Source organism: Methanoculleus methanifontis, from assembly GCF_030464365.1.
Lineage (GTDB): Archaea > Halobacteriota > Methanomicrobia > Methanomicrobiales > Methanoculleaceae > Methanoculleus > Methanoculleus methanifontis.
In genome coordinates this window covers 73477-91224 of sequence record NZ_VCYI01000013.1, presented here as the reverse complement: position 1 = coordinate 91224, position 17748 = coordinate 73477, and the positions used below count along the sequence as shown (strand labels likewise).

Genomic DNA, 17748 nt, shown 5'->3' with positions numbered 1-17748 from the left:
GAGACTCCGCTGAGGACACGAGTAGAAGACTCGTTTGATAGGTCCGGGATGTAAGCACGAAGGCAACGACGTGTTCAGTCCGCGGATACTAACGTCCAATGCCGTCCGCTGAACTCAGACGAAATCCGGAGTACGCACCGTAAAACACCTCTAGGGGGTAATCCTTAAATAATAAGGAATGCTAAACTATAGAGGTAACACAGCTTGCCAAGGTGGCGGAGCGGCCACGCGGTTGACTGCAGATCAACTACACCCCGGTTCAAGTCCGGGCCTTGGCTTCCGACCGGGCGCGAAGCGGCTGGGCGGGGAGAAAATCCGTAAGGATTTTCGACTCCATCCAAACGCATCATATCCGGTCGTAACTGGTAATAGCGGCCATAGCAGAGGGGAAACACCTGGACCCATTCCGAACCCAGCAGTTAAGCCCTTTCACGTGATGTGTGGTACTGAGGTGCGCGAGCCCTCGGGAAGCCCAACTCGCTGCTATTACCTCCCTTTACTCTGAAACTGTTCTTCTTGAGTTCTAACGCTGTTTCTTCTGCGCGAGCGCCAGTAATGTATCGCTGACTGTTCTTCTGCGTAGCGCACATACTTAATAATCCACAAAACTGAAAACCAGGATGGAGAAGAGAGGGAACGATCCCTGTACAGCGCCTCCCGGGCCATCCGGCACGATGCCCGGGTCGGCTCTTCCCCATCCCCTGAAGTTGCGGGTGTTCCGCGGTTTACGTTGATGGAATTGAGGTTTTATCGATTTGGATCTCAATGATGCGCCGCCACTGCGGTGGCACCATCTTATGGGTTGACGGTGATATTTATTTAACTTTTGTTCTAGGTCGAGTTTATTGCATTTACTTGCGACGCGCATTATGACGCCGGCGGTGTCTCCGGGTATGGTGCTCGGGGGATGGTTACAGCGTAATGCCGGCACCGTTTCTGCACCTGGGCCAGGATCTGTGACAACACCTCCTCGTCGGTCGGGAGACCCAGGTCGATGACCTTCTTCATCCGGATCGGGACGGAGTCCATTCGGTAGCCCGTACCCGCGCAGTCGATTCCCACGCATGCAACCGGGATGTGGAGATCCGCAAAGGAGGTGCTGAGCGAGACAAACGGATCGATGACGATCGTAGGGATCGTCGCGAGGTGTTCGTTACACCTCCTCGGCAGATGCGCCCCGGGGTCGGCGCCGATGATGAGGCATGCATCAGCCTCGCCCCGGCGGAGCAGGTCGATCGCCGTCGTCTCGCCGGGGTTGTAATACGGCGTGCCGCGTGAGAAATCGACGCCGTAGGGGTAGCCCGTCAGGAACGAAAACGTCTGGTTGGTGCCGTTAACGTTCCAGTGCCCGCGCATGGGCGTCAGGGTGAACTTCGTGTGCCGGTTGAGTTCGTCGACGAGTTGGATGGCGTTTTTGACGTTCTTGTACCTGCCCCGCGACTGCGTCAGGCCTATCCCCGTGAAGAGCGCTCCGAACCGAGCGTTCTTACAGAGATCCGCCAGCCAGACCAGCCTCTCGCGGGGAATGCCTGCGACGGTTGTGTGAAGCGCATCCGCGTGGCCCTTGAGGATTGCCCGCAGGGCTGAAAAGACAGCGTAATCCCCGCCCGGCCTGACCCGTATGAACTCGTCGGCAATCTTCGCGGTATCGGTCTCCCGGATATCCACGACGACAAGAGTCCGGTCATGGTGCCCGTTGTCCCGGTACTTTCCGTTGACGAACGTCGTATACCGGGAGAGGTGGCGCGGGTGCGACTCGATAGGGTTCGAGCCCCAGTAGATCACGACGTCGGCCCGGTTCTTCACCGCACCGAGCGTGCACCCCGGGTGGCCCGCCTCCTGGATGCCCATGATCGAGGGGCCGTGACAGATCGACGAGCAGTTGTCGATCACACCCCCGATCGTCTCAGCGATCTGGATGCCGGTGCACTGCGCCTCCGCGGATGTCCCACTCCACCCAAAGAGAAGCGGTCGCTCGGCGTCGGCGAGCACCTCTACGGCATACCTGATCGCCTCCCCGAACTCGACCGTTCTCCAGGACCCTCCATCGTTCGCGATCGGGCGCATGAGACGGCTCTGCGAGAGGAACTTCTCCGAGCCCAGCGAGCATGCGTTATCGACCGACCGGATCGACCCGCCCTCGACCCTCACGACCAGGTCGTCGCAGAGACACCCGCAGAGCGGGCAGGCAACATCGCAGATGGTCACGACTTCACCACCGTCTTCTTCGGAGGGCGCTGGCACCGAAGGACAGACGGCACCGCCTTCCTCGACGAGGATATCCCAGCCCGAGCGCGGGGGCAGATCGGTTCGCGTCACTGTCCCTTTCAGCCACTTGTAGTCCGGTGCACCGGTTCCCCGCGTGGTCGCGTGCAGGATTGCATTCGCGTGCGGCCCGCAGGGGATGAACACGGTTCCGGAGACGAGATCGTCGCAGGGGGTGGCGACAAACACCTCCTCCGCCGTGCTGGTCGAGAGGAGGAGGTAGTCGCCTGACGCGGCCCCGAGTTCCAGGAGATCGAACGAGTTGACGAAACAGCGTGCCGTTTCATAGGAATATCCGGGCATGTCTTTGTAGTAGAGTTGCCTGCCCTGGGCGATTGTCCTCCCGCTCGTGATGAGAACGTTCATTAATGGTCTGTCTGACTTCCGCACCGATAATGTTTACGTCCTCATGTTTACTGATGGTAAAAATCAAGGGGGTTTATTTTATGTGGTGGGCGGCATTTGTGGGAACAAAAGGGGTGCCGGGTACCCCGGTAATGCGGACAGTGTGCATCACACCGTAACGTACCGTGCCGCCGCCACCTTCTCCCGCTCAAACCTCTCGCTGAGCGCGAACAGATCACCCCTGTCGAGGTGCTCCTCCGCCAGGGCGAAGACCTCGCCCTCTTCCGAGGCGAAGTGGGCCTCGACCCGCTCCCGGAGATCGACGAGCGCCGGCATCCAGGCGTCGTCCCTCAAGGGAATCTTCTCGAACCGCGTAAGTGTCTCCTTGACCCCGGTATGCTCGTCGAGCGACTGCCGTATCTCCCCCGGAACCCTGTCCCGGAGATGCGTATAGAGGGTAGCCTCCTCCGCGTACATGTGGCCGGGCAGTTCCCGCCGCAGCGTGATGCACCGGACGTCCCGGGTCTCGGGGTTGCTCTCGAGTTCGTCGAAGAGCCCCCTGATGAGATCGTGATCCTCCCGGATCAGTTCAAGAATCTGCGGCATACACGTTCTCCGTCTGGGAGAGAATAGCGGATGAGGAACTTAACGATTTCGCCCGGACGATCCCGGCAAAAAAAAGAGAGGTGTCAGCGCCCTCGCCCGGAGTGCTCAGCGTGCCGCAACAGGGAGCGCGCTCTTCTTTGCCTCTTCGTAACTGCTGCCGAGACTCGAGAGATCGTTGCTGCTCATCTTCTGCTGCATCTCGGGGAAGATATGCTCCTCCTCCTCGCTGATGTGGTGTTCCACGTTCTCCTGGATCACCGTTATCTTCGCCACCCAGACATCCTCTTTTGACGTGGACGCGCTGTCGAGCTGGGATAGCAGCGTCTTGACCGCGTTATGCTCCTCGATCGACTCGAGGGCCATCTTCTGCATCCCCGACTCCATCAGTTTCGGGTATACGGCCTGCTCTTCTCCGATCATGTGCGGTATGAGGTTCTCCTTTAAGGTGTTGTACTTCTGCTCCCGGTTGCTCGTGCCCTTGCTCGAAAGTTCCGAGAGTTGCGAGAGCACCATTTCGTGCTCCTGTTTCAGGATGTCGATAACGCTCTGTGCCATCGATTCACTTCCCCCTGCTCTTGCAGGAAAGCCATGAGGGGCAAGACAGGTATATATACGTTATGTGGAGCCCCGTCCCGCTGCCTCTCCTTGCTTCCCGGCAACAATGCATCCGGTTTTACGGCATATCGTGCCGATACCCGGTAATCGTTGCCGGATATCCATAAATGCTACAGGTGCATAGGATTGTATATGCCGAACGAGGATCGGGGCGCCCCGGCTCCCGGAACGAAACTCCGGCGCGAGCTCGGGCTGCCTGCGGTCACCCTCTCGGGCATCGGGATCATCCTCGGGGCCGGGATCTACGCCCTGCTCGGGGAAGCGGCCGGCATGGCCGGAAACGCCGTCTGGCTGACCTTCGCCGTCGCCGCCACCATCGCCGCGTTCAGCGCACTCGGTTACGCCGAACTCTCGTCGATGTACCCCCGTGCGAGCGCTGAGTTCGAGTACGTCCGAAACGCCTTCGGGAGGAGACTTGCGTTCGTCGTCGGGTGGTTGATCATCTTCTCCGGCATCCTCGGGGCCGCAACCGTCTCGCTCGGGTTTGCCGGCTACTTCTCGGATCTCGTCGGTTTCCCGCGCGTCCCCTCCGCCATCCTGATCCTCCTCGTCCTTGCCGGGATCCTCTTCTACGGCATCAAGGAGACCGCCCGGGCCGCCATCGCCATGACCCTCATCGAGGTAGGCGGTATCGTCATGGTCATCCTGATCGGCCTCCCGCACCTCGGGCGGGTGGACTATTTCGAGATGCCGCTCGGGGTTTCGGGCCTCCTGCAGGCCTCCGCCCTCGTCTTCTTCGCCTACATGGGGTTTGAGGAGATGGTCAAACTCTCGGAGGAGACCAGAAACCCGGAACGAACCATCCCCATCGCCCTGGTGATCGCGCTCGCCGTCTCCGTCCTCCTCTACATCCTGGTCTCCCTCGCCGCCGTCTCGGTCGTCGGGTGGGAGCAGCTCGCCGCCTCACGGGCACCGTTTGCCGACGTCGCCGCCGTCGCCCTCGGCCCCGCGGCGTTCACCCTCATCTCAGTCATCGCCCTCTTCGCCACGGCGAACACCGCTCTCCTGATGATGATGGCGTCGTCCCGGATCATCTACGGGATGGCATCCTCCTTCTCGCTCCCGCCGATTCTCGCCCGGGTGCACCCCCGGACACGGACGCCCTGGACGGCCATCGTTGCCGTTCTGCTTGCCTCCGTCGCGTTCCTCTTCGCCGGCGAGATCGACTTCGTCGCGAACGTCACGAACTTCACGCTCTTCGTGACGTTCGTCGTCATCAATGCAGCCGTTATCCTGCTCCGCTACCGTGCGCCGGATGCCGACCGGCCGTTCCGGATACCGGGCAGCATCGGCAGGCTCCCGGTCATCCCGGTCCTCGGTATCGCCTCGACGTTCCTCCTCCTCGCCCAGCTGGAACTCCTGGTGCTGCTCGTCGGCGGGATCGTGGTCGTTGTCGGTGCGGCGATCGCCCTGGTCGGGGAGCGGCGGTCGGCCGCCGCCTAACCTTCTGCCTCTTTTGCCCGGTAGCGCTCGACGGGCCCGATCGCTTCCAGTCTCCCATCTTCGAGGACTGAGACGGCGCCGTGACCGCACGCGACCAGGCATCGCCGTCCGGCCGGGGTGAGTTCTTCGTCCATGTCCCGGATCAGTTCGAGCAGCGCCTTCCTCTCTCTTTTGGCGCAATCGCTGTCGACGTTGACCGAGGTCACCAGGAAGTCGGCGAGCGAGTTGTAGCGTTTCCGCGCCTCATCGAGGCTCGCGAAGTTGATCAGCGTGTCGGCGGTGAAGATGATCCCGTGCGTGGGGCAGAAGAGGTAGACCTGGCCGTGCATGTGCCCGCCGAGAGATTCCAGCACCTCGAACTCGAGGTCGTGGACGGTAAAGCGTGCAATGACGGGAAAGATCGAGCGCATCCCGGTCCTCTCCGGCGCGAAGACTTCAGGGTCCTCGGGCGGCGTGAAGTGTGAGAAGAGGTTGATGACGGTCGTGTAGACCTCTTCGAGGATCGAGGACTCGCTGCGCGACCCGTATGCCCGGTTCGCCCGGCGGATGATCTCGAGCGACCCGGTGTGCGTATACGCTTTCGCTTCAAAAAACCCGCCCGCCCCGCAGTGGTCGGCATCGGCGTGGGTGATGTAGATCCTCCGGATCTTCCCCGGATCCCCGAGCCCGTAGTGCTGGAACATCCGCACGGCGTCCTCGTGGTATATCCCGTACCCGGTATCGATCATCACGGTCTCGTCCGGAGCGCGGAGCAGAAAGATGTTCCCGCCGCCCGGCATCTGGAAGCAGAAGACCTCGACGTCGTCGGCGAGGCTGATGCGCTGGACGTCCGCGTAGAACCCCTCTCCCGTTGTATTCCGGAGCGTCCTTCCCGTGCACAGAATCCACTCGAAGACCTCCTTTGGGTCCTGGCCGAGGCTGTTGAGTTCCTGGACGATGTGGTTGACGTCTTGCAGGAGCGAGAGCAGGAACTCGTCCTCCGCCGTCCCGATCAGCCCCCGCACCGCCTGGGCGAACCGGACGTAGAAGACGGTGTCGTCGAGTTTCTCGCCGGTGGTGTCGTATTCCAGGATCTCGAGCCGGTAACGGGATTTCAGCCGGTCGAGCAGGCTCTCGACGATCGCGGTCTCGTTGACGTTTAAACTGATGGTGACTCTCCCTGGGTCAGACCTTCGGTCATCGAAGTCGATGTAAGCGATGTTTGCCCCCGTCCCGGTGATGTAGGTGAGGAGGTCGAAGAGGGAGCCGGGTTCGTGGGGGAGGTATACGGAGAATTTGAGGAACCCGAGCGTGGGCAGGGATTCCTGAAGGTAGCCGATTGCATGGAGGTCTTCCTTCATCCGGGAGTAACTCTCCGGTGTGGCGGTCACCTCAAAAAAGACCGTGGCAGGATCGATCCGGCGGTCGTACTGGATACGGATGATGTTGCCCGTATACGACTTGACGATCTCGGCCGCGCGGTGCAGCGCGCCCGGTTTGTCGGGCATTCTGGCTACGAAAGAGTATTTGTTCACCCGGTTCACCTTATGGTTTTTATAGGTGCGCGGCCGTCCTATAAGCACTTTTTCGTGCGGCCTGCAGGAACCGGATCGATAAAAGAAGAATGGGAGGTTCTGCGATCTGCTTGCGATCGCGTTACCGGCCTTTGCGCCGCGAGGCAGCGGCGATCGCTACGGCCCCGAGACAGGCGGCGACGCAGAACCCGGGCGCCTCCTGCGGCGTCAGGGCCTCGGCGACGGCACCGACGGACGCGGGACTCGTTCTCGTGACAGCGGGCGCCGCTTCTGCAGAGGACGGGTTGACCGGTTCTGTCTCTTTCATCACGGTCGGCGGGAGCCGGGAGGTGAACGCGAAGTAGTAGACGTTCCGGTTATCGGAGCCGATCACCAGGTAGTCGGCCGACGATGAGAGCGCAATCCCGGTGACAGCGCGGTTCTCCCCATCAAGGGTCTTCATCCTGCCGTACTGCCAGGTCTTGATCCCGGTGCCGTCCATCAGGTATGCGTACCCGCCACCTGTCCCGGCGCCGAGCGCGGAGCCGTCGGCATCGAGGTGAACCGTGTTCGCCGCGCTCGCTGCCGTCCATACGGGGTCTCCCTGCCCTTCGCCGTCCAGCATGACGACCGCGCCGTCGCCGGTTCCGGCACCGATGACGATTCCGTCGCCGGTCATCGAGACGCTCAGTACGGGGCTTCCTGCATCGTGCGTCCAGAGCACGTCGCCTTCGGCGTCCAGGAGACGGATCGTGCCGTTCTCGGTTCCGGCCGCAATAAGCGCGCCGTCAGAACCTGCCGCGACGGTGTTGACCGCGCTCCCGAACGGAATCTCCTGGAGGATTCCTCCCCGGTTGTCGGTGACGAGGAGGTCTCCCGCGACGGTCCCTGCGGCGCAACGGTCTCCGTCCGGGGATATCCCGGCTCCCAGCACCCTGCTCCTGGCGTCCACCGTCCAGACGATGCGGCCGGCCGCATCAAGCATCATGAGCCGGTCCCCGGTTCCCGCCACGATGCTGTTCCCGTCGTCGGCGATCCCGACCGCACTGACTGGACCTCCGGACGGCACCGCCCAGAGCGTGGTGCCGCTGCTGTTAAAGAGGGTGACGTTCCCGTCGGCGGTTCCGGCCACCACAACGGCCCCGTCGGGCCGCATATCAACCGCCGTTACGGTGTCAGGGAGCGTAGCGGTCCAGAGCAGGACGGCGTTGCAAGAACCTCCACCGCCGGATCCGCCCGCTGATGTTGTTCCTCCCCCGTCTCCGGCGTGAAGATAGAGTTTTGTCCCGACCTGCACTGCGTCCTGCGACGTACCGGTGGCGTTGTCCAGATTGTGCGCCTGCCCCATCCCGGTGATGAGGCAGAGCGTGATGAGGCACACCAGGATCTTCCCGATCTCCCGGCGCCCTGACGTTTTTGAACGGTTTAGGTGACTATTTTTAAATATAGGGCCTGGATAGGCCCTTATCAGGGTCATGGTGTGCAGTGATATGAAATAGTGCTATTTAATGGTATCTCATGAGCGGCACCAGATTTCATGCCGTTTTCATTCATACTCTGTTGTCGACATCCTCGTCTGTTCTCCGGGGGTTGCCGCAACGGCTCTCGTTTCGCGGGAAGAAGTGCCCGTTCGTTCGATCAAAAATGGGACGGCGGCAGGTCACGCCGCTGCGATCTTCTGGTTCACCGCCTGCGCCCAGGCGCGGACGGCCCCCCAGTTGCGGAAGTCTCCGGTCTTTGCCCGGATCATCTTGACGATGGTGCGGTCAGTGAAGGAGAGGCCGCTGCTCTCCAGCCTGCCCGGAAAGATGCCGACCTCCACCGGGTTGACGAGCAGCCTGACCGCGTCCATCGATGCTTCCGCCTTCTTGAGGATCTCGGGGTTTCTGTCCGTGACCGTGAGCCCCACGGCGAAGTAGGCGACCGGAATGGTGCGCAGGTGCTGCTGGTTCTTCTCGATGAAGACCTGCGGTCCCGGAAGCCATTTCCCCATGTATATCGGGCTCCCGATGACGGCGGCCCGGTACGGGGAGAGATCCTGAATTTCGTCCACCGGCCTTACATCGACTTCTGCGCCGACTTTCCGGAGTTCATCGCCGATCGCCTCCGCCACTTCCGCGGTCGAGCCGTAGCGAGTGGCGTAGGCAACAAGAATCCTGTCTGCCATAAGCAGTTATTTCTCGTTCGACTGGTCTTATTCGTTCCGGGTCGGGTTATCTTCTTATGGATTGGCTCCCCTTTCAGGTTCGATGGCGACTAGAGATGAGGTTGCCGGGCGATGGTATCACAGAGGTCAGGCTCTCTGCACCACCAGGGACTACAGCAAAGCGGTCGTCTGTTACGATAAGGCACTTGAACTCTCTCCGAACGATCCCGTCCTCTGGAGACGGAAGGGGTTTGCTCTCATCAAGACCGGCCGCTACGACGAGGCAGCCGCCTGTTTTGATAAGGCGCTCGCCATAGATCCCGACGACGCGACGGCCTGGCAGCGGAAGGGTTACGCTCTCGCGCACCTCGGGGAGCACGAAGGTGCGGTCGCCTGCTGCGATAAAGCGCTCAGGCTTGACCCGGAGCATGTCCTCGCCTGGCAGAGCCGGGGCTGGGTGCTCGGGGTGATGTGCCGTTACGACGAGGCGACAGAATGCTACGAGGCGGTTCTCTCGATCGACCCGGAACGGGGGTCGGCGGCCTGGCACCGGGACCGGATGCGGGAGAGACGGGATCTCGCGGCGCTCGCGTCTGAGATCCGGGAGGCCGAGCGGGTCATTGAGGTGCCGGCCTGCATCCGCGACGTGGCCGAGGAACGGGACTACCGCAACGTGGATCTCGCGCGAACGGTGCTCCGGGAACTGGCCCGCCGTGTGGAGAGGGCGGCGATCCAGCGGGGGTGAGCGCGGGCGGTCTTCCCTGGCGTCTATTATTGAGGTCATCCCAAAACGCTGTTGCCGGGAGGGGGTGTCCCCCTCCCGGACCCTCCCCCGCCCGGGCGCATATCCAACGGAAAGCCGTTCACCCCCCCTGACTCAGGATGTGGCTCAGATGGCGGATGTCTGAGAATTCAGGGCTCCGATCAGGTTATACCGGAGGCTCGGAGATCCCTTTGGGATGACCTCTATCTTGCGTAAGGCACAGGCTCGTATGAGGCGGGGGTTGTGCAATAAAGGTGCGATTCGTGAAGAACGCGAAGATCGGTTGTCAGGGTGTAACTTCCCTTCGCGGCTTCGCGTTCTTCGCGTGAGGTTGCATCGTTATCTACACCTATTAGTTCACGCGAAGCCGCGAAGAACGCGAAGACTGATTTATTTAAGAACAATTCCCCCGCAGCTCTCGGCACCTGACGGCGCTTATGCTCCGATCTCCCGGGATCTCGAACTCTGCGGGAGGGATACAGTACAGGGACACTGAAACGGCCGGACGCCTTAAAAATAGTGTGATGAAGGGGTCCGGCCCCACTGCAAACCCACTTCACCTATGCGCGAAATACGCGCTCACCCGGCCGCCCTCGACCGAGTCTACCCGGGCAAACCCGATCCGCTCGAACTGGACGACGTTGCCGGTCTCCCCGGCAACCGGCGGTTCGCAGAATCCTTCGAGGTTCTCGTCCTGCCGCAGAAGCGTGCACGGGAGTTTCGCGTCCGCCGGCAGCCACTGGATGATCGGCGCCTTCTCGCTCCGGGCCTCCTCGAGCGAGTCGCCCGCGTAGGATACCCGCGGCGTATCGCCGTCCCACGCGATCCTGATGTTGTAGAGGTCTTTTAACCGGACCATACTCCGCCCTTCGATATCCGCCCGCGGGAGGAGGATCGCTCCCTCGGCGATAAGGGTGCGGACCCCCCGGGAGGGATCGTTCGGGTGCAGGGCCGCGTGCGCCTCGTGGCGGGGGGCGCCCTCCACCGTCACCTCGACTGGGTCGGGGACGAAGAAGTAGCGGTTCGCCCTTGGATCGACGAGTTCCTTGTTCCGGGAGTAGAGGTTTTCCCACGAGAACGATATGTCTGTCTCCCCGATCCCGATATCGATCATGGCGTTCCGGACGGCCTCCGGCTCGATGCCCCGGCGCGCGATCGCCCGCATTGTCCCGAGGTGGATATCGTCCCAGCCGGTGTAGAGACCGCTGTTGATCCCCTCGCGCATCCCCGACGTCGAGAGGACGACGCCCGATATCCCCATCCGGCCGTAGTGGCGGTAAACCGGCGGCTTCCAGTTGAAGTAGTCGAAGATGTAGCGCTGGCGTCGCGTGTTCGCGATATGGTCCTTGCCGCGGATGACGTGAGTGATCCCGAGCAGGTGGTCGTCCACCGCGACCGAGAAGTTCATCAGCGGAAAGACCGTGGCGTCCACCCGCGGGTGGAGCGGCGCGTTCACGATCCGCATCGCGGAGTAGTCCCGCATCGCCGGGTCGGGGTGGGCGAGATCCGTCTTCACCCGGACGGTCACGTCGCCCTCGTAGAACTCCCCGTCGAGCATCTGCTGCCAGAGTTCCAGGTTCTCCTCCACCTCCAGCTCCCGGCAGGGACACGGCTTCCCCTTGAGTTTGAGTTCGCGGAACCGTTCGGAATCGCAGACGCAGACGTAGGCGCCGCCGAGTTCGATCAGTTTCCTGCAGAGATCGTAGTAGATCTCGAGCCGGTCGCTCTGGTAGACGATATCGGTGATCCCGAGCCCCAGCCACTCGACGTCCTCGAGCACCATCCCGTATGCCTCGGGATCGACCCGTTTTGGATCGGTATCCTCGACACGGAGGACGTATCGCCCGCCGTAGCGCTTGACGTAGTAGTCGTTCAAGATGGAGGCGCGGGCATGCCCGAGGTGCAGCGGCCCACTCGGGTTCGGCGCAAACCGCATCACCACGCCGTTCTCCGCACCCTCGAGGGCCGGGAGTTCCCGGACGTGTTCGTGCGTCTCGGTGAGTTCCGCAAGGAGTTCGGGCGCGATCTCTTCGAGCCGGCTCTTCCTCTCCGCCGCGCTCATCTTCGCCACCTGTGCGACCGCCTTCCCCGCGAGCGGCCCGATCTCGCGTGCCCGGCTCCGGAACTCGGGGTGCTTGCCGAGCACCGTGCCGATGACCGTCCCGCTCTTCGGGGCGCTATTGTGCTTCACCGCGTTCTGCAGAGCGTAGATAAAGAGCAGGCGCTCGATATCGTTCTCCATGGTATCAGTTGCCCCGGGCGACGAAGAAATCAGCAATCTCCGTAAGAAGATGTTTCTCCTCTGAGTCCGGGAGAACCGAGAGCGCCTGCTTCGCGACGGCGGCCCGCTCGACGGCAATCGCCCTGACATCGTCGATGACGCCGGCCTCCCGGAGCCGGGCGATCAGGTCGTCGATCTCGGCACCGGAGAGTTCCCTCCGGTACGGGGCGAGATCGATCCCCTTCTCACGTGCCCGGATAGCGATCAGGGTCTGCTTCCCTTCCCGGATATCCGACGCCCGGTCCTTGCCGCTCGCTTCGCTGCTCACAAGGAGATCGATGAGATCGTCCTGGATCTGGAACGCGATACCGCTGTTCACCCCGTACTGGTAGAGGGCGTCCGCCTGGACGGGGTTCGCTCCGGCGAGGATCCCGCCGATTGCGGCGGATGCCCCGTAGAGCACGCCGGTCTTCTTGCTGACCATCTCCAGGTACTCCACCTCGAGGACGTCGTCGCGCTTCTCGAACGCCATGTCCATGCTCTGCCCGTCGCAGATATCGGTGCACGTCCGGGCAAGCATCTTCACCGCCCGGATCTTGGCGGCGTCCGCGGCTTCCGAGAAGCAGATGAACTCGAACGCCTTCGCGTACAGGACATCCCCGGCAAGGATCGCCGTCGGCTCGTCCCAGACCGTATGCACCGTCGCCACACCGCGCCGGGCGGCGTCGCCATCCATGATATCATCGTGGATGAGGGTGAAGTTGTGGGTCAGTTCGAGCGAAAGGGCCGCCGGGATCAGGTCGTCGGAACTGCCCTTCCTCACCGCATCCGCAGCGAGGATGACGACCGCCGGGCGGAGGCGTTTGCCGCCCGAAAGCAGCAGGTGGGCGCTCGCCCGAAAGAGGTCGCCGTGGACGTCTCCGAAGTAACGGTGAAGCGCCTTGTCTATCCGCTCAGCATTTATCTCCAGGTAGTCTCCAAGCGTCGTCATACATTCTCTCCTACTTAATCAGGATACTCTTCCCGTTCCTCATGAGGTGGAGGTCGTTGCCGAGCGTATACCCGATCTCCTCCGCGAACTTCGCGTACTCGCCGGTCATCCCGACATCGCCGTGCGACGGGATGACATGTTGCGGGTTTAAGAGGTGGAGGAACTCGTAGTGGTCCTCTTTGTACGCGTGGCCCGAGACGTGCAGTTCATCGAAGATCCGCACGCCCGCCATCTTCGCACGGGCCTCGACCAGGTAGCGCTGCCCGTAGTTCATCGGGTTCGGGATCACCTTCGCCGAGAAGAGGACCTTGTCGCCCTTCTCGAGTTTGTAGGGAGTATCCCCCATCACGATCCTTGTTAGGATGGCGCCCGTCTCTCCCTGGTGGCCGGTGACGATTGGGAGGAACTTGTCCTTCCCGGTCTTCATGATCCGCCGCAGCGTCCGGTCAACGGTCCGGCGGTTGCCGAACATCGAGAGCGACTCGGGGAACCCGACCAGTTTGAGCTGTTCGGCCGCCGAGCTGTAGCGCTCCATCGAGCGCCCGAGCAGCACCGGTTTTCTGCCGATCTCGTGAGCGCATTCGGCGATCGTCTTCACGCGGGAGATGTGCGACGAGAACGTCGAGACGAATATAGCGCTCTTGTCGTCCTCGTAACTCGTGATGGTGTCCCGCACCAGATCCCGCGCGACCCGCTCGCTCGGGCAGCGGCCCTTGTCGGCGATGTTGACGCTCTCCGTGATGAGAGCGATGACGCCCTCCTTCCCGATCTGGCGCAGCCGGGCAAAGTCCGGCGGCTCACCGAGCACCGGCGTTCGGTCGAGTTTGAAGTCGTTTGCGTAAACGACCGCACCCCGCGGCGTGTGCAAGACCGGAAAGACGGTGTCGATGATCGAGTGCTGGGCACGCACGAACTCGAGCGTCAGGTGCGGGGAGATGGTGTAGCGCTGCCCGGCTTTCAGGGCAAAGAGCTTGTTGTTCACCCCGAACTTCTGTTCGCCGGCAATCTGCTGCCGGATCAGTTCCGTAGTATAGGGCGTGCTGATGATCGGGGCGTTGTAGCGGTGCGCCAGTTTCGGGATCGCACCGATATGGTCAAGGTGTCCGTGCGAACAGACGATAGCCTTGACGCTCCCCTCGACCGCATTCATGATGGTGTCATCAGGAATGGCCTTCATCTCGATCAGGTCCAGGGAATGCATATTCTCGATATCAGCATCCTCGTGGATCATCACCTGGTCGAGCCTAAGACCCATGTCAAAGATGACAATCTCTTTTCCGCAGCGGACGGCAGTCATATTTCTGCCGACTTCGTTATATCCGCCCACTGCTATGATCTCAATATCCATGTAGGCCTCCTTGTAGAGTTGTGTTGTTAATCGGTAGTTTCAATCATTTGCCGGGTCAGGCCGGTTATATACGTCCTGGTGTGCCGGAGATCCGTTACAGACCGGGATCCCGTCAGGAACATCGCCATGCGGAGCTCGCGGTGCATCGCCTCGACGGCCCTGAAGAGCGCATCGTCGCTCTCCATGGCCGGTCTTAAGAGCGGAAGCGCCATGCCCCCGAGGTCAGCCCCGAGAGCAACGGCCTTCGCGATATCGACGCCCGAACGCAGTCCGCCCGTCGCGATGATCGGGCCTCCTGCCGTCCGCACCTCACAGAGGCTCACCACTGTCGGTATGCCCCACGAGAGGAATGCCTCTCCGAGTTCGGCGAGTTCGGGGCTGCTCGCCCGCAGGCGTTCAACTCTCGCCCATGACGTGCCCCCGTAGCCGCCGATATCGATGGCGCTTGCTCCAGCACCCCGGATAATTCTTGCGGTTCCGGCCGATATGCCGGAACCTGTCTCCTTCACGATGACGGGGTAGGAGAACTCGTTGCAGAGGTTGCGCAGCGCTTCGATGCACTCCTCTGCGTTGTGATCGCCCTCCGGCTGAATCGCTTCCTGGAGCGAATTGACGTGGATGGCGATCGCCTGTGCATCGATCATCTCGATTGCCCGTTCCGCCCACTCGATACCGTGGTCGCGGAGCTGGATGATTCCCAGGTTCGCGCAGAGGAACGCGTGTGGCGCTTCCTCCCGCACGACGGTGAAACTCCCCTCCAGTTCGGGCTTTTCCAGTGCCGCTCGCTGAGAACCGACACCCATGCCGAGGTTATACCGTTCGGCGGCCCGTGCGAGCCGCCGGTTCACCTCGAGGGTGTCCAGGTGTCCTCCGGTCATCGCTGCAATGAAGAGAGGGGAGCCGAGTGCTTTACCGAGGAACCGCGTCTTTGTCTCGATCGCGTCCATATCGCACTCGGGAAGAGCGTTATGAACCAGGCGCACGTCCCCGAATCCGGCATCACCGGCCTCGATGGGCTGTTCGCAGCATATTTGCAGGTGATCCCGTTTTCTTGAGGATGTGGCGGTCTCTTTCTTCATGGTTTACTCCTTTGCGGTTATCATTGTTCCGCTGTGGTCGGTGCCGTCCAGGAACCGGCCGATCTTCGAGACATGGAAGATGTGTGAATCGATGCCGGCATCGGCCAGCGCCAGGAGTTCCGCGAGTTTGCCTCGCATGCCCCCGGTCACGTCGGTGTTTCCCGACCCGCCGATATCAAGCGACTCTACCGTGCTGCGGTCGATGCGGGGGACGACTGCGCCGTTCTGCAGCACCCCGGCCACATCCGTTGCGAGCCCCACGCGCCGACTCGCGAGAGCGGCGGCAAGACGGGTCACCAGCTGGTCGCCCGAGACGATGCAGGAGCCCCGGAGACGGTCCATCACTACGTCGCCGTGCAGCACGGGCACAATGCCGTGTTCCGTCATTTCGGCGATGTGGCGGGTCTCGAACGAGACCAGACGTCCGTCTTCGGCAAGGCCGAGGTCGAGGGGGTGGATGCCGATCGCCTCGACCCCCGCGTCCCGCAGGGCGTCGACGACCGCCGCGTTCAGGCTTGAGACGGCGGTATGCGTTTCGTAGACGCCGGGAATGTTATCGTCAATGAGGCCGTCGTTGATCCGGTAACGCCGGGCCTCGGGATGCCCGCACGACCCCGCACCGTGGACGAGCACGAGAGCGGTCTCTCTCTGTGCAGCGAGTTCTTTCGCAATCTCGCGCAGGCGGGCGTGATCGATGGCGCATTCTCCCGACTTGTCGGTGATCACGCTCCCCCCCAGTTTCAGTACCACGGTCTCAGTCATGCTTCTCTTTTCTCGCGCCGTCCGTATCGATCGATGTGATGATTGCTTTTCCTTCGCAGGCCTCGATGGCCCCGGCAACCCGGCTCTTTGCACGGCGGGGGCAGAGGGCGATGACGCACCCGCCACCGCCGGCTCCCGTGATCTTTGCGCCGTAGGCGCCGCTTGCCCGTGCTGCAAGCACGAGTTTGCTGCTCACCGGGTGTCCCACGCCGAGCGCCTCCAGGAGGGCGTGGTTCATGTCCATATACTGCCCGAGTTCCTTGGGGTTACTGATGTTATGGAGGGCGGCAAGCGTCAGAGCCCCGATGGCATCCAGGATCGGGTTCGCGACTTCGGGATGTTTCCGTCGCAGGTTCCCGACCTGTTCCACCATCTTCGCGGTGCTGTGCGACACCAGGGTGTTCCCCACGACGACCTGCAGGTTCTCGGGCGGCAGCCTCCGCTTGGAGTTCCCTGTGATGAGCACCATGCCGCCGTTTGCGCTGACGTAGGTGTCGGTGGGGCTTGCCCGCCCTTTCTGAACCTTCTTTTCGATGGTGAACGCCGTCTCGGCGATGTACTCGCGGGTGTGCCCGAGGTTGAACTCATCGTTAATCGCAGAGAGCGTCGCCACCGTCACCGCGGCCGACGACCCGAGCCCGGATGAACTCTGCAGTTGCGAATGGACGTAGACGCTGCCCCGGACCCCCATCATCCTGAAACATTCGTCGATGTAGGGTGACTTCGGGCGGGTCGGGTTGCGCGATTTCCTCACCGTGACGAAGACACGGGGTTTGATCGCCATCGCGACCCCCGGTTTTCCGTAGACCACTGCATGCTCGCCGAACAGGAACACCTTGCCCGGCGCGCTCCACGTTGCCAATCAGACCACCGCTATTGCCGCATACCCCACTACCTGATTGTAATCCTCCGTCACATCGCCGCTGGTTGTATACCGCAAGAGTTCCCCTCTCGTCGCACCGAGCGACCGGCATGCAAGGCACATCGTCGCGATCGGGCCGTAGCCGCAGACCGTAGCGCGTGTCTCCTGGAGCCGCCGGTAAAACTCGGGCACGTCCAGGGTTTTGAGCGCGTCGATCACGTAGAGGTCCTGCTGTCGGGCCATCTCTTCCGGGACGTAATGAGAGAAGTCGCTCGAAGCGACGATCCGCACGTCCCGTTTCGTGTGCTCGATTGCCTGGAGCAGGTGCTCCGCGAGGCTCTCTGCCGCCTCGTAGGTCTGCTCTCCCATGAGAACGGGTGCGACCCTTGCTCTCGGGAACCGGTATTTTATGAACGGCATCTGCACCTCGATGGAGTGCTCGCTCCGGTGCGATGCCTCGTCTATCTCGATATCCATCGCGTCGATGAACTCCGTATCGACATCGATGACCCCGAGCGGCGTCTCCCACGGTACGGCAGAGGCACAGGTCATGTACCCACGGTGACTCGGACCGATGACCAGAAACGTGCCGTCAAAATCAGGTGGTATGGTAGAGAATGCACAGGCTCCGGTCTCCCCCGAGTAGACGTATCCTGCGTGGGGAGAGACGATCCCCCGGGATGTTATCCCCAGGGCCCTTTTCCGGAAAAAGGTCTCCAGCAGTTGCTCCAGATGCCTGGGCTCGGCAGGATAGAACATTCCCGCTACACTGCATGGGCGCATATCCATCAAGGTTGAGCTCTTGTGCT

The 17748-nt window shown here is 61.9% G+C and carries 15 protein-coding genes, 1 tRNA gene and 2 rRNA genes; 5 read left to right on the top strand and 13 right to left on the bottom strand.

The annotated features are described in order from the left end of the window. From FGW20_RS10360 to rrf, 3 genes are all read left to right on the top strand, one after another. A 23S ribosomal RNA gene (locus tag FGW20_RS10360) occupies positions 1-111 on the top strand; the annotation flags it as partial. A 95-nt stretch (positions 112-206) separates the two neighbouring features. Next, positions 207-278: transfer RNA gene (locus FGW20_RS10355), tRNA-Cys, on the top strand. Positions 279-367: 89 nt separating this feature from the next. Continuing rightward, positions 368-489 (top strand): 5S ribosomal RNA (rrf, locus tag FGW20_RS10350). 378 nt (positions 490-867) lie between these two features. Here rrf and FGW20_RS10345 read toward each other — a convergent pair. The 3 genes from FGW20_RS10345 to FGW20_RS10335 form a co-directional block, all read right to left on the bottom strand. Continuing rightward, positions 868-2631, bottom strand: coding sequence for a formylmethanofuran dehydrogenase subunit B (locus FGW20_RS10345; RefSeq protein WP_367617945.1), 1764 nt, complete (start codon positions 2629-2631; stop codon positions 868-870). 147 nt (positions 2632-2778) lie between these two features. Further along, on the bottom strand, positions 2779-3216 hold the full coding sequence (locus tag FGW20_RS10340) for a hemerythrin domain-containing protein (RefSeq protein ID WP_301678015.1): 438 nt from the start codon (positions 3214-3216) through the stop codon (positions 2779-2781). A 105-nt stretch (positions 3217-3321) separates the two neighbouring features. Continuing rightward, complete coding sequence (locus FGW20_RS10335; protein ID WP_301678014.1) at positions 3322-3771, bottom strand: hemerythrin domain-containing protein; 450 nt, start codon at positions 3769-3771, stop codon at positions 3322-3324. A gap of 192 nt (positions 3772-3963) precedes the next feature. Here FGW20_RS10335 and FGW20_RS10330 point away from each other — a divergent pair, with 192 nt between their 5' ends. Beyond that, entirely contained in the window at positions 3964-5274 is a 1311-nt protein-coding gene (locus FGW20_RS10330) for an APC family permease (protein WP_301678013.1), read from the top strand. On the opposite strand, the gene FGW20_RS10325 is transcribed toward FGW20_RS10330, so the two are convergent. The 3 genes from FGW20_RS10325 to FGW20_RS10315 all read right to left on the bottom strand — a co-directional run bounded on the left by FGW20_RS10325 (position 5271) and on the right by FGW20_RS10315 (position 8934). Then, positions 5271-6788: an MBL fold metallo-hydrolase gene (locus FGW20_RS10325; RefSeq protein ID WP_301678012.1), complete on the bottom strand. Its 1518-nt coding sequence runs from the start codon at positions 6786-6788 to the stop codon at positions 5271-5273. The genes FGW20_RS10330 and FGW20_RS10325 overlap by 4 nt on opposite strands. Positions 6789-6909: 121 nt before the next feature. Next, positions 6910-8148 carry a WD40 repeat domain-containing protein gene (locus FGW20_RS10320; protein WP_301678011.1) on the bottom strand — a complete coding sequence of 413 codons (1239 nt, stop codon included), beginning with the start codon at positions 8146-8148 and terminating at the stop codon, positions 6910-6912. Positions 8149-8427: 279 nt separating this feature from the next. Further along, positions 8428-8934: a flavodoxin domain-containing protein gene (locus FGW20_RS10315; RefSeq protein WP_301678010.1), complete on the bottom strand. Its 507-nt coding sequence runs from the start codon at positions 8932-8934 to the stop codon at positions 8428-8430. An 82-nt stretch (positions 8935-9016) separates the two neighbouring features. Between FGW20_RS10315 and FGW20_RS10310 the strand changes: the two genes are divergently transcribed. Then, on the top strand, positions 9017-9658 hold the full coding sequence (locus FGW20_RS10310; protein WP_301678009.1) for a tetratricopeptide repeat protein: 642 nt from the start codon (positions 9017-9019) through the stop codon (positions 9656-9658). Between the two features lie 574 nt (positions 9659-10232). Here FGW20_RS10310 and FGW20_RS10305 read toward each other — a convergent pair. From FGW20_RS10305 to amrB, 7 genes are read right to left on the bottom strand one after another with little or no spacing between them, the layout of a single operon-like run. After that, positions 10233-11918: a glutamate--tRNA ligase gene (locus tag FGW20_RS10305; RefSeq protein WP_301678008.1), complete on the bottom strand. Its 1686-nt coding sequence runs from the start codon at positions 11916-11918 to the stop codon at positions 10233-10235. Between the two features lie 4 nt (positions 11919-11922). After that, a complete protein-coding gene (locus FGW20_RS10300; protein WP_301678007.1) occupies positions 11923-12888 on the bottom strand; it encodes a polyprenyl synthetase family protein in 966 nt (321 codons plus the stop codon). A 10-nt stretch (positions 12889-12898) separates the two neighbouring features. Further along, positions 12899-14236 carry an RNase J family beta-CASP ribonuclease gene (locus FGW20_RS10295; RefSeq protein WP_301678006.1) on the bottom strand — a complete coding sequence of 446 codons (1338 nt, stop codon included), beginning with the start codon at positions 14234-14236 and terminating at the stop codon, positions 12899-12901. A gap of 26 nt (positions 14237-14262) precedes the next feature. After that, positions 14263-15315, bottom strand: a complete 1053-nt coding sequence (gene fni / locus FGW20_RS10290; protein WP_301678005.1) for a type 2 isopentenyl-diphosphate Delta-isomerase — start codon at positions 15313-15315, stop codon at positions 14263-14265. Positions 15316-15318: 3 nt separating this feature from the next. Further along, positions 15319-16077, bottom strand: coding sequence for an isopentenyl phosphate kinase (locus tag FGW20_RS10285; RefSeq protein WP_301678004.1), 759 nt, complete (start codon positions 16075-16077; stop codon positions 15319-15321). Then, positions 16070-16939 carry a mevalonate kinase gene (mvk, locus tag FGW20_RS10280; protein ID WP_301678003.1) on the bottom strand — a complete coding sequence of 290 codons (870 nt, stop codon included), beginning with the start codon at positions 16937-16939 and terminating at the stop codon, positions 16070-16072. The genes FGW20_RS10285 and mvk overlap by 8 nt, the downstream gene beginning before the upstream one ends. Next, entirely contained in the window at positions 16940-17728 is a 789-nt protein-coding gene (gene amrB / locus FGW20_RS10275) for an AmmeMemoRadiSam system protein B (RefSeq protein ID WP_301678001.1), read from the bottom strand. Between the last annotated feature and the right edge of the window lie 20 nt (positions 17729-17748).

What these genes read in the sequence shown, in the direction of transcription:
- amrB (WP_301678001.1), bottom strand. Translation starts at nt 17,728, where the DNA reads ATGGATATGCGCCCATGCAGTGTAGCGGGAATGTTCTATCCTGCCGAG.
- FGW20_RS10330 (WP_301678013.1), top strand. Translation starts at nt 3,964, where the DNA reads ATGCCGAACGAGGATCGGGGCGCCCCGGCTCCCGGAACGAAACTCCGG.
- fni (WP_301678005.1), bottom strand. Translation starts at nt 15,315, where the DNA reads ATGAAGAAAGAGACCGCCACATCCTCAAGAAAACGGGATCACCTGCAA.
- FGW20_RS10335 (WP_301678014.1), bottom strand. Translation starts at nt 3,771, where the DNA reads ATGGCACAGAGCGTTATCGACATCCTGAAACAGGAGCACGAAATGGTG.
- FGW20_RS10345 (WP_367617945.1), bottom strand. Translation starts at nt 2,631, where the DNA reads ATGAACGTTCTCATCACGAGCGGGAGGACAATCGCCCAGGGCAGGCAA.
- FGW20_RS10310 (WP_301678009.1), top strand. Translation starts at nt 9,017, where the DNA reads ATGGCGACTAGAGATGAGGTTGCCGGGCGATGGTATCACAGAGGTCAG.
- FGW20_RS10340 (WP_301678015.1), bottom strand. Translation starts at nt 3,216, where the DNA reads ATGCCGCAGATTCTTGAACTGATCCGGGAGGATCACGATCTCATCAGG.
- FGW20_RS10300 (WP_301678007.1), bottom strand. Translation starts at nt 12,888, where the DNA reads ATGACGACGCTTGGAGACTACCTGGAGATAAATGCTGAGCGGATAGAC.
- FGW20_RS10315 (WP_301678010.1), bottom strand. Translation starts at nt 8,934, where the DNA reads ATGGCAGACAGGATTCTTGTTGCCTACGCCACTCGCTACGGCTCGACC.
- FGW20_RS10285 (WP_301678004.1), bottom strand. Translation starts at nt 16,077, where the DNA reads ATGACTGAGACCGTGGTACTGAAACTGGGGGGGAGCGTGATCACCGAC.
- FGW20_RS10295 (WP_301678006.1), bottom strand. Translation starts at nt 14,236, where the DNA reads ATGGATATTGAGATCATAGCAGTGGGCGGATATAACGAAGTCGGCAGA.
- FGW20_RS10305 (WP_301678008.1), bottom strand. Translation starts at nt 11,918, where the DNA reads ATGGAGAACGATATCGAGCGCCTGCTCTTTATCTACGCTCTGCAGAAC.